Annotated in this window: 7 protein-coding genes; 6 read left to right on the top strand and 1 reads right to left on the bottom strand. The window is 35.6% G+C overall.

The genetic code is table 11. The features are described from left to right. From CW752_RS04055 to CW752_RS04030, 6 genes are all read left to right on the top strand, one after another. A partial coding sequence (locus CW752_RS04055) for a TonB-dependent receptor plug domain-containing protein (protein ID WP_410493629.1) occupies positions 1–2,012 on the top strand: 2,012 nt, incomplete at its 5' end. Continuing rightward, the gene (locus tag CW752_RS04050) at positions 2,009–3,148 is read left to right on the top strand and encodes a YncE family protein (RefSeq protein WP_101238489.1); all 1,140 of its coding nucleotides are present in this window, start codon (positions 2,009–2,011) and stop codon (positions 3,146–3,148) included. The genes CW752_RS04055 and CW752_RS04050, both read left to right, overlap by 4 nt. An 11-nt stretch (positions 3,149–3,159) precedes the next feature. Then, positions 3,160–4,353, top strand: coding sequence for a cell surface protein (locus tag CW752_RS04045; RefSeq protein ID WP_101238488.1), 1,194 nt, complete (start codon positions 3,160–3,162; stop codon positions 4,351–4,353). Between the two features lie 33 nt (positions 4,354–4,386). Continuing rightward, on the top strand, positions 4,387–6,723 hold the full coding sequence (locus CW752_RS04040) for a DUF5074 domain-containing protein (RefSeq protein WP_101238487.1): 2,337 nt from the start codon (positions 4,387–4,389) through the stop codon (positions 6,721–6,723). A 471-nt stretch (positions 6,724–7,194) separates the two neighbouring features. Beyond that, positions 7,195–8,541, top strand: coding sequence for a hypothetical protein (locus CW752_RS04035; RefSeq protein WP_101238486.1), 1,347 nt, complete (start codon positions 7,195–7,197; stop codon positions 8,539–8,541). Positions 8,542–9,052: 511 nt separating this feature from the next. Then, positions 9,053–10,447, top strand: a complete 1,395-nt coding sequence (locus CW752_RS04030) for a hypothetical protein (protein ID WP_101238485.1) — start codon at positions 9,053–9,055, stop codon at positions 10,445–10,447. A gap of 127 nt (positions 10,448–10,574) precedes the next feature. Here CW752_RS04030 and CW752_RS04025 read toward each other — a convergent pair whose 3' ends face one another. Then, positions 10,575–11,981, bottom strand: a complete 1,407-nt coding sequence (locus CW752_RS04025) for a LamG-like jellyroll fold domain-containing protein (protein ID WP_101238484.1) — start codon at positions 11,979–11,981, stop codon at positions 10,575–10,577. Positions 11,982–12,238 lie beyond the last annotated feature (257 nt).

The raw sequence follows: 12,238 nt of genomic DNA, 5'->3' as shown, positions 1-12,238 counted from the left end.
AACTCCGCAAAGTTGTTTTCACAATATTAGTGTTAACATCTCCATTCTTGTTTTCCCAAACCAGGAAAAAAGACAGCATTAAGGAAGAAACTATTAAAGCTGTTAATATTTATAAAAAGAGTTTTAAAGAAATCCTTCCGGCGCAGACCCTACAAGGAGAAGAACTTGAAAGGCTCAACAGCCATTCCGTAGCAGATGCCCTGCGATATTTTTCCGGAGTTCAAATTAAGGATTATGGGGGAATAGGGGGATTGAAAACCATTAATATCCGAAGTCTGGGAAGCCAGCACGTAGGTGTATTTTATGATGGTATTCAATTGGGGAATGCACAGAACGGTCTTGTTGATCTGGGAAGATATTCTTTGGATGACCTGGAGGAAATTTCGTTATACAATGGTCAGAAAAGTGAAATATTTCAGTCTGCAAAAGATTTTGGTTCATCAGGTTCCATTTATTTACAACCAAAAATTCCCGTATTTACAGGAAACAGAAAGACCAATCTTGTAATAAGGGCAAAAAGTGCCTCCATAGATCTTTTCAATCCATCGTTCCGGTTAGAACAAAAAATATCGCCAAAGATTTCTGCGAGTTTCAGTGCAGAATTTTTACAAAGTGATGGGATTTACAAATTTCGTTATGCAAAAAAATATCCGAACGGCACTACTGCTTATGATACGATTGCCAAAAGAAAAGATTCCGATATTACGGCAAAACGCTTTGAAACTTCAGTGAATGGGACTTTAAATAACGGAAGCTGGAACCTTCGAGGCTATGGGTATATTTCAAATAGAGGGATGCCCGGATCTATAGTTAATGGCCGCTTTAATGCAAGAGGATCCAGAATGTTTGATGAAAATTATTTTGTTCAGGCCAACTTCAGGAAAAAGCTCTTTCCAAAGTTTGAAACACAGTTGAAAGCAAAATTTGCTTATGATTATACACGTTTTTTGGATACCGTAAAATCACAATATCTTAAACCTTCGGATAATGTTTATATTCAGAGAGAAGTTTATGTTTCTTCTTCTAATTTATATTCAATAAATACCAATTGGGATGTCAGTTTAAATTATGACTTTCAATATAATAATCTGGATGCCGAAGGATTGTACAGATTTTCTTTTCCTACCCGATATACCTCATTAGTGGCATTGGCTACAACTTACCAATGGAACAGATTCAAATTGATGGGAAGTGTTTTGGGAACCTTTACTTTTGAAGAAGTAAAAAGAAATAAAAGACCTGAAGACAGAAGTGAATGGACACCGGCCGTATTTATGAGCTACCAACCTGTAGCTGTTCCAGAACTTACTCTTAGAGCTTTCTATAAAAGAATTTTCAGACTTCCGACATTTAATGATTTGTATTACACCAGTATTGGGAATACTTTATTGAAACCGGAGTTTACCAACCAGTATGATCTTGGCTTTACCTATCAGAAAAAATATAACAACTCTTTTTTTAAATCTTTCTATGCTAAAGTAGATGGATATTATAATAAAGTAGAAGATAAAATCATTGCTGCTCCTAATGGAAGTATGTTCCGTTGGCTGATGATGAATTTAGGAATGGTAGAAATTGTAGGAGCAGATGTTAATGTTCAGGCAGAAATGATGCTGGGGAATGTAAAGCTAAGACCATTGCTTGCTTACACTTATCAAAGAGCCAAAGATATTACCAACCCTGCAGATAGTTTCTATGGAGATCAGATTCCCTATACGCCGTGGCACAGCGGATCTTTTGTGATGATGGCAGATTATAAAAACTGGAGTTTCAATTATAGTACAATTTATGTTGGGGAACGCTATGACGTGAATCAGGATAATATTCCTTACAATTATATCCAACCATGGTACACTCATGATTTATCTGTTCAGAAGAAATTTAACTGGGGTAATCACCAGTTTAAGGTAGGCCTCGAGATGAACAATATTTTTAATCAATATTATGATGTTGTTATCAACTTTCCTATGCCGGGGAGAAATTTTAAACTCATTTTAAATTTCACATTATGAGAAAACTCAACTTTTGCCTGCTAATTTCTGTATTCATTCTCTTTATCGCTTGCCGTACCGATGAGGTGATCATCCCTAAAGAAGTTGTAGAAAACCTTGCTCCTCCGGAAAATACAGCGATAAAAGGATTCTATGTCTTGAATGAAGGAAATATGGGAAGTAATAAATGTACATTGGATTTCTTCGATTATACCAAAGGAACCTATTACAGGAATATTTATGCGGAAATAAATCCTTCAGTAGTAAAAGAATTGGGAGATGTCGGAAATGATATCAAAATCTATGGAGGGAAGCTCTATATTGTTGTAAACGTATCCAATAAAATTGAAATCCTGGATGCAAAGACAGCCAAACGTATTACTTCGATTCCGTTGCAAAACTGCAGATATTTAACCTTTAAAGATGGAAATGCCTATGCTAGCAGCTATGCAGGTCCTGTAGATATTAATCCTTTGGCGCCTAAAGGAAAAGTAGTTGAAATAGATACAGCATCACTCTCTATAAAACGGGAAGCAACAGTAGGATATCAGCCGGAAGAATTAGAAATTGTAGGAGATCGGCTTTTTGTAACCAATTCAGGAGGATATATGGCTCCAAACTATGATAAAACCATCTCAGTGATTGATCTGAATAGTTTTACAGAAATAAAAAAGCTAAATGTTGCCATCAATCTTCATCGCCTTAAAAAAGACAATTACGGAGATCTTTACGTAAGCTCCCGGGGAGATTATTATACAGTACCTTCTAGTTTATTCCTGATTGATGCGGCGACAGGCAAAGTAAAAAAAGATTTTCATCTGGCTGTAAGTGAAATGACTATAGTAAATGATAAACTCTATTTCTATGGAAATGAATTCAATTACAATACACACACCAATAAAAAAACATTCGGAATCATCGATGTAAAAACGGAAGAAATTATTTCCACCAAAATTATTGATCAGCAGTATGAATCCATCATCAAAACACCATACGGAATTGCTGTAAATCCCATTACAGAAGATATCTACATCACAGATGCCGGAAACTATGTATCCATGGGCTTTGTGTATTGTTTTGATAAAAATGGACATTTCAAATGGAAAACTGAAGGTGGGAACATTCCGGCTCATTTCACTTTTTTATATAAATCATAAAACTAACAGACATGAAATATATTAACTACTTAAAAATCGGGATATTATCATGCCTTCTTGTAGGAGTGGTAGCTTGTAAACACAATGAAATGGATGAGGAAGATTCTGTTTTTAATGGATTGGAAGATTCCTATGAAATTGACAGACTTAATGTATTAAGCATACCTACCCACGCATCAGGAGATATTACATGGAGTATCAACGATTCCATTATTTCTAAAAATTCGGAGCTGGAGTTTATCAGTGCTACTTCAACTGTCTATCCTTTAACATTGAAAATTATCAACAAAGGCAATGAAAGTATCTATCATTCAAAAATTATTGTAACCAAAGAACTCAGTCCTTACAGTAAATATATTGCTGAAGTGTTGGAATTTCGTCCTGCTGTAGGCCAATTCATTAATGATACTCCTTTATTTGAAACTGGAAATACTGCTGCCGATATGCTTCAGAGAGCAAAAAAATCTCTGATTGGACCAAACTCATATGCAGTGAGTCTTGGCGGATTTGGTGGATATGTTGTTTTTGGTTTTGATCATACCATTCCAAACTTTGAAGGGAGGGATTTTAAAATTCTTGGAAATGCATTTTTTGGAAATGCAGCCAATGATCCCCGTTCCGGAAACTGTGAGCCGGGAATCATTATGGTAGCTTATGACAAAAATAAAAATGGAAAGCCGGACGATAATGAGTGGTATGAAATAGCTGGAAGTGAGTATTTTAAAAACACTACCATAAAAAATTATAGCATAACGTACTTTAAACCCAATGAAAGCAAATCCCCCGTTCCCGGAAATGAAGGCTGGCAAATTGATACAGAATATATCAAATGGCAAGATAACCTTGGAAATAATGGATTTAAAACAAAGAATATCTTCCACTCACAAAGTTATTATCCCTTGTGGCTCTCAGAAGCTTCTTACAGTTTTACCGGAACGAGACTTAAAAATAATTATTACGATCAAAGCGGAACAGGTTCTTATTGGGTAGGAAAATCATACGAATTTGGATATGCTGATAATGTTCCCAATACAGATGAAGCATCCAATATCGATATTTCCTGGGCTGTTGACCGAAATGGAAAATACGTTAGACTACCCGGAATCGATTTTGTGAAAGTATATACAGGAATAAACCAGGAAGCAGGTTGGGTAGGTGAAGTTTCTACCGAAGTAGCGGGAGCTTATGATCTGCATTTTAAATAAAATTCAACAAATAATATATTTAAATTAATAAAAATGAGAAAGTTTTATCTTTTGATTGTCCTTTTTCTGTTCGCATTTTTCACAAATGCACAGATCAAAGTACAAGGTGTCCTCAGAAATGATATTCCGGGGAAAACGACAAGCCAGCTTAAGGTGGCAGCATCCACCGCTACTATCAATTTTTCCGATATCCGGTATTGGGTAGGAACTGGATCTAACCAGGCTGCTCTGGTTATACAATGGAATGACAGCAAAAATCCGGATGCCTTGGTATGGGGATTCAGATGGGATGGAAATGCTACAGGAGAAGATATGGTGAAAGCTATTGCGAAGGCGGATCATAGATTCTTAACTTTAATGTATCAAGGTACACCACAAGGTACGGCCATTGGAGGATTTGGCTTTGATCTGGACGGACAGAACGCTAATGCATTATATTACAATGGAAATACCGCCTCTCCTTTGTATCCGGTAAATGGTATTGTCAATACATCCGCTTATAATTTTGATGATTATACCGCTGTAGATGCTAATGATCACTGGGAGTCTGGTTGGATGTCCAAAGGATATTGGTCTTATTGGGTGAAAAATCCATCCAATCCTAACTTTGGGTATTCTAGTGTTGGAGCTTCCTCACGTGTGTTACAAAATGGTTCTTGGGATGCATGGAACTTCAATCCTTCATTCAATTCTGTTCCAATTTCTTCTACAATGACTCCAGTCTCTCCTTATGTTTCTGCTGCCGGTCTGATGAATCTGACCAAAAAAACAAATACAGCGAAGACAACAAACTTTACGGACGGTTTTTTCATGGTGAATGAAGAATGGTTTGGACATACGAATGGTTCTGTAAACTTCATCGGAAATAACGGACAGATTGACTACCGTGTATATAGTACGGTGAATAATAACCATGCTTTTGGAGCAACCACTCAGTTTGGAACTATCTATGGAGATAAATTTTATTTTGTTTCAAAACAAGCTGCTGATGGTGGAGATACACAATACACCCCTGGAGGAAGATTGGTTGTAGCCAATGCTCAAACGATGCAAAAAATTGCTACCTTCAATACTATTGGAGGGGCAGATGGGAGATCATTCTTAGGAGTGAACGAGCATAAAGGATATATTGGAACTTCCAATGGAGTCTATTTGTTTGATATTGATAATCTGCAAGTAGGTAGCGTTATCGCCGGAACAGCAACCAGTGGAGGAGGGCAATACTCAGGGCAGATTGGAAATATGATCCGTAGCTCACAATATGTATTTGCAGTGAAACAAAGTGAAGGAATTTTGATTATCGATCCAAAATCGGATACACTGATCCACACTATTGCTGGATCTTTCAATTCTATTGTTCAGGCTAAAGACGGAAGTATTTGGGCAATTCAGGATCAGACTCTTATAAATATTCACCCAACAACTTTTGCTACTCAATCTTATAATATTCCAACCACCCAATATTCAGATTCATGGGGAGCATGGAATGCCGGAAGCTTTACAGCCAGTAATACGGAAAATGTTTTATACTGGATCAAAGCAGGAAGTGGCTGGGATCCCGGAAAGCAAATTGTTAAATTTGATGTAACAACTAAAGCTTTTAATGAAAATTTTATCACCATTCCGGGGCAAACGAGCACGTACAAACAAATTCCTTATGGTGCTGCTTTGCGGGTGAACCCAGTTACAGGAGCATTGATTTTAAATACAACAGAAAGCGGATATGGTGCACATTTTCAAAAAAACTGGATCCACACATTTGACAGCAATGGTAATCTTACAGATACTAAAACATTAATAGATTATTATTGGTTCCCGTCGCTGGCTGTATTCCCTGATAATACCGCTCCGGTAATAAGTTCGGCTTTCCCATCACAAGTGACAGCCACAAATGTTACTACGATCGACTTGAAAACAATCATTTCTGATGATGATAACGCTATTGCTGCCATTGTAAAGACTGTAAAATCAAATAATAACTCATCTGTAGTGTCTGCAACGATTAACGTTAATGATGAGCTTATACTCACACCGCTTGCTACCGGTACGGCTGATATCGTGATTAGTTTTAATTCTAATGGTAAAGTTGTAGAAAAAACACTTACTGTAAACAGTATTGCTTCTACCTTGACAACAGTAGACGTTAAAAAACTTGAATTTAGTATTTACCCAAATCCGGTTACCGATGTTCTTTACATTAAAACTCAGGAGAAAGTAATAAATGTTTCTATTTATGATGCTTCCGGTAAATTCATCAATGTTCAATTGAATAACGGGCAAATCAATGTAAATATGCTTCCAAAAGGTATGTATATTATAAAAGCAGTAACTGATAAAGCAGTTTATCAACAAAAGCTGATTAAAAATTAATTTTTAACATAGCTAATTTTGTTTCATTTTGCCCCGACTGTTAGGTCGGGGCTTTTTATTTAATCTAAAAAAAACGATTTATATGAAAAATATTATGATTTTTGACCTATTTCTATAAATACTAAGTCATTTTATATAAAATGACTGTCTCTTTTTACTAAAGAATCTCAAATTTGATACAATTGAACTATGTAAACAGAATATGAGAATCTGTAAAAAGAGTCTATATGACAGGAAAATTTTATTTGTTAAAATTGTTTTTTAGAAGAAAATCTATAAACTTTTGTGCTATGAGTAGTTGAAATAAAAAACTATCATTATGTTAAGTTAAACTTGTGTTTAATGAATTTGTAGAAGCTATGTAGAGTCTTGAAGCAGTATAAATATGGAAAACTGATGTATGTATGACGTATGTATTTTTTTGGTATAATGGGGATGTTGAAGATAATTTTGCTGAAAAATCAACAACAAATGAAAAATTATTTATTACTAATGATATTCTTCGCGAATATCTTGTTTTCCCAAGTAGGTATAGGAACGGCTAACCCCAGAGGTGCTTTAGACATTAATAAAGAAACAACCAATAATATGGGGTTGGTACTTCCTACCAATGCAGATCCTAAAAATATGGTTAATCCGAAAGGAGGTAATGTAGCAATTGGAACAATTATGTACGATTCTACCTTAAGCTGTGTAAGAGTATTTAAGCCTTCAGGGTGGTCAAATTGCTTATGTGATCAATGTAATACCAATCCCGGTTTTGCATTAGATTGTTCAGGAGGAAGTGTTTCCGGAACGTTTACTGCTAATACATTAAGTAACGGAACAAAAGTGATAAACTATACGAATGCTACCGGGCAGCCTTACAATGCCATCTCAGTTGCTTCTACAGGAGTAAGTGGATTGACAGCTAGTGCACCGGCAGGAACATTAGTAAATGGTAGCGGAAGTGTATCCCTTACTATTACAGGAACTCCGTCTGCCTCCGGTATGGCATTCTTTGCAGTAAATATTGCAGGACAATCATGTAGTTTCTCAGTAAATGTAAGCGCAGGAGTAATTCCTAAAAGAACAATCCTGTCTTTAGGAGGTGGAATGTATACTCCTAACCCAGGAAATACAACAGCACCAACCACGATCTTACAGTCGCCAAGTAACTTCGGGCCTAATGGAACAGTACCGTCTCAGGGATTCGATATCAAAACTGTAGGAGTAGCTCAAGATAAGCTGGCTGTGAATATTGCACTTTATAATCCATATATGATTATTTTCACATGGGATTATACTTCTACAGTGGCTGACGCTATTGCTCTTAAAGATTATTTGGATAAAGGAGGTAGAGCAATGATCTTCCTTCAGCAGACACAGCCTAACCAATTATTAAATCAAATATTCGGAGGTACAACAACTGCTACTGCTGCTACAGGAACTAATTTTATTAAAAATATCAACAACGTGAATCATCCAATTCTTAATGGACCATTTGGAGATGCAAGAGGATTATTGGTAGGAGATGATAATGATGATGCCAGTTCTTATACGAACCCTAATATGAATAGTTCTAACGTGGATATCTTATCTACAAATAATGGTCAGATTGTTGGATTTGTTCATAAGTCATATAAACTATTCTTCTGGGGTGACGGAGGTTTCCCTCTGGGAGCAGCTAATAATACTTCAACAGGATCTTATCCTGCAGGTGTTGATGCATCCGGTAAACCAATTCCAAAAATGAACTTCGGAACAGGACCAAAAGCAGGAAGTACAGTATACAATAGTATATTATATGCTAATGCAGTTGCATGGATGATGCAATAAACCATTAGAAGTTTATTCGCAACCGATCTAATTTTATTTTGCACTATAAAAAAACAAAGATTTGACTGATATATCCGAGGCAGATTTTATCTGCCTCGGATTTTTATAACCAGACTTTAATTTACTCGATAACAGTAAAATTGTATTCGCAATTTTTTTATTAAAATAATGTATTGATGAAAATAATTATACCTCAATGTGCCTTATTTTTTGTATCAATTTGTATTCAAACTAAGTCATTTTCTAGAAAATAATTAGATGTCTTAAAGATAAAAATGGATTTTATTTTTCAAAATAAACGCATGGAAATAGTGGAAATATACTTTTAAAGAAAAGAATATTGATAATGTGAGGTTCTTGTAGCTGCTTTAAATAAAGAGTTTTTGAGTGGTTGTTGTAGGTACGTCGCTTAGTGTTTTAAAATATGTATGGCGTTTGAGGTATATATGGTGTAGGCGGTTTTTTGGAAATAGGAAAGTGAAAAATATACTTTTGCCAAAAACATTAAGTAATGAAAAGAAAAAATTATTTATTAATGATGATATTCTTTGTGAATATTGTCTTTTCCCAGGTGGGGATGGGGACAGCCAATCCTAGAGGTGCTTTAGACATCAATAAAGAAACTACCAATAATATGGGGTTGGTCCTTCCTACCAATGCAGATCCGAAAAATCTTATCAATCCGATGGGGGGTAATGTGGCAATAGGCACCATTATGTATGATTCTACATTAAGTTGTGTAAGAGTATTCAAATCTACAGGTTGGTCAAATTGTTTATGTGATCAATGTGGCCCAACACCAGGGTATAGTTTAGATTGCTCCAGTGGAGCTCTTACAGGAACCTTTACAGCAGGTACTGCTTCTAATGGTACTAAAGTAATCAAATATACCAACGCAACCGGACAGGCTTATGGAGCTATTTCTATTGCTTCTACAGGAGTAACCGGACTTACCGCAACAGCTCCTGCAGGGACACTGAACGGAAACGGAAGCATCAGTCTTTCTATCAGTGGAACACCTTCTGCATCAGGAGTTGCTAATTTTACGGTGAATATCGGAGGTCAGTCTTGTACGTTTAGTGTAACAGTAGGAGGTCAAACATTTAGAAAAATGAATGTATTAGGAATTACTGCAGAGCCATGGTATGCTCCTGTGGATAATAATACTTATGCTTCAAGAGCTATTCTTACATCTTCACAAAACTTCGGACAAAACGGAACTTTCCCTACCAATGGATTCAATATTGTTGCTGGTGGTGTTTCACAAGGGGTGGCGTTGAAAAACCTTATTAATAATAACAATATTGATATTATCATTATAGGATATTCATATGTTCCTAATGATGCTTCTATTGCAATATTAAATGATTTTGTACAAAACAAAAAAGGAGTATTGATGTATTCGGAAGAATATAATTATACTCAGACACCTAAGTTGATCAATGCGATTTGTGGTGGAAGTGGTACTACGATGACTAGAATTGCAGGTTCCAAATATGATCAGTTGACGAACGTGAATGATCCGTTATTAAATGGTCCTTTTGGAGATATCAGAGGGAAACTAATCGGTTCCGATTATGCTGATACTTCATTCTACACAAAATCAGGATTGCCATCTAATGTGACTGTTCTTGCTAACAGATTTAATGATGCAAGTACCCCATTAATGTTTAAACATAATTCATTAGGATTTGTGTATATGGGAGACTCCGGATGGCTTGGAGGAAGTGCTACGGATGTCAGAACTCAGATCTTCCCAATAGGAATGAATGCGGCAGGAGCTCCTCAAACAAAACCTTGGGCTGATACAACCACTTCATATATGGGATTCCTTTATGCAAATGCTATAGCTTGGGCAGTACAATATGCTCAAACCAATACCAGTACAAATTATATCATTCCTTAGAATACTTAAAGATGGTGTAAGAGTAAAAAGCGCTTATCTTTATTAAAAAAGGAATGTTTTTAAAACAGGCAGGTTATCATAAATAACCTGCCTTGTTTGTTTTGTATGTATTGAAAGTTATTTATTTTTATCTTCTAAGAATAACCTTCTGAGAATAACCTTTCCCTTCTTTTGTTTTCAGATTAAGAATATAAATTCCTCCCGGTAATGTAGCCGGTAGTTCAAACATTTTAGATTGGTATTTTGAACGGTACACTTCTTTTCCAAAAGTATTGGTAATAGAAATATCTGAATCTGTAAATTGAATATCCCCATCTAGAGTGATTTGTCCTGTGGTAGGATTAGGAGATACCGTGAATACTTCGCTGGCTAAGGTTGTTTTTTGTGATATGCGGCCTGATGGAATAGCGAAAGGATCTGCTAATTTTGCAATTTCATTGTTAGTAAGAGTTCTGTTATATATAATTACATCATCCAATAATGCAGCATCCAATCCTCCTGATATGTTAATTTGCATGGGTTGTGTTGTTGTTTTTCTTTTCCAATTTTTTATGAAACTATACGTACCATTGATGTAGACGTATGTTGTTACATCATCTTTTCCTTCCTTATATAGTATTGCATAATGATTATATTGGTTGGTACTAACGGAAGAGGATTTAGTTTCTCCGTCTTGTTTAATTGATATTTTATTGTCTGTGACAAGAATATCAATATCTTCATGATTGTAATTCTTGAATTGGACGGATTTACCTTTATCAGCACGAGCCCAAAATGATAAGGTAGTTTCATCCGCTGAGGTCATTTCGGGAGCTGTAATTTCTGATGAAGTAGCAGCCAGTCCATAGTTACCATAGCTTGAGAAATGAAAGTTTTTAATAGGTGATGTAAAGTCTAATCCTTTCATTTTATCATCCAGGTTTCCATCGAAGGGATAATAAGCTAATGGATCAAGCGGTGGGTTACCATTGGTTGTAAATTGTGTAGGAAGATGATGAACATACTGTATTCTGATATCCTTTCCTAATCCCAGTTCAATGGGAGCACCGTATACAGTAAGAACAATTCGGTTGAAACGTTTTGCCGGTATAAATTCAATGATTCCCTTTTGAGGGTTGGAACCTGGCTTTAGCATACTTGTACTTACTCTTGTTTTGTCATTATTTGATGTGTTGTCATTGAATGATTCAACGAAAATTTGTCTTTCTGCCTGTTTTTTTATTGAGATATTAGGAGTTTCTATACCAATACTTACTTTTCTGAAATTAGGTGTAAGCTCCGGGAAGCTTATGCTTTGCTCAATGCTGGCATTGATTCCTATAGGAATCCTTAGAGTGGCAAAATCGTTTTCATTACTTCCTAACATATTATTCGGGTTATCTATACCACAGAGAAGGCAAAGCCCGCTAATCTTGTAGGATTGGTCTTTTGCATAGGTTTCTTCAAGCTGCGCATAGTATAAAGCGCTCGTTAGAAATAAGGTCGTCAATACTGTTTTCTGCACAGTATTTTTGGAAAAAAATAAATTTTTCATATAATTAATATTTAAGTTGGATGTTTTATGGTGTGGAATGATGCCTTTATTTGATAAAATAGGCTATTGAGAAGTATTGCTATTTTCGATTAAAACTTTTTCAGATGCTTGTTTCATGAGGGAAAGTGAGAATAGCTGGTTTTTCATATAAATGTAAAATAATGCAATTGGTTATTGTGTTGAGCAAATTTACAATATAAAAGGAAATTATATGTCAATTATATGTGAAATGTTTTATTGGTAAGGTTATTTGTTTA

The organism is Chryseobacterium sp. PMSZPI (genome assembly GCF_002835665.1).
Lineage (GTDB): Bacteria > Bacteroidota > Bacteroidia > Flavobacteriales > Weeksellaceae > Chryseobacterium.
This window is presented reverse-complemented; position numbering and strand designations above follow the sequence as displayed.

What these genes read in the sequence shown, in the direction of transcription:
- CW752_RS04040 (WP_101238487.1), top strand. Translation starts at nt 4,387, where the DNA reads ATGAGAAAGTTTTATCTTTTGATTGTCCTTTTTCTGTTCGCATTTTTC.
- CW752_RS04050 (WP_101238489.1), top strand. Translation starts at nt 2,009, where the DNA reads ATGAGAAAACTCAACTTTTGCCTGCTAATTTCTGTATTCATTCTCTTT.
- CW752_RS04035 (WP_101238486.1), top strand. Translation starts at nt 7,195, where the DNA reads ATGAAAAATTATTTATTACTAATGATATTCTTCGCGAATATCTTGTTT.
- CW752_RS04030 (WP_101238485.1), top strand. Translation starts at nt 9,053, where the DNA reads ATGAAAAGAAAAAATTATTTATTAATGATGATATTCTTTGTGAATATT.
- CW752_RS04045 (WP_101238488.1), top strand. Translation starts at nt 3,160, where the DNA reads ATGAAATATATTAACTACTTAAAAATCGGGATATTATCATGCCTTCTT.
- CW752_RS04025 (WP_101238484.1), bottom strand. Translation starts at nt 11,981, where the DNA reads ATGAAAAATTTATTTTTTTCCAAAAATACTGTGCAGAAAACAGTATTG.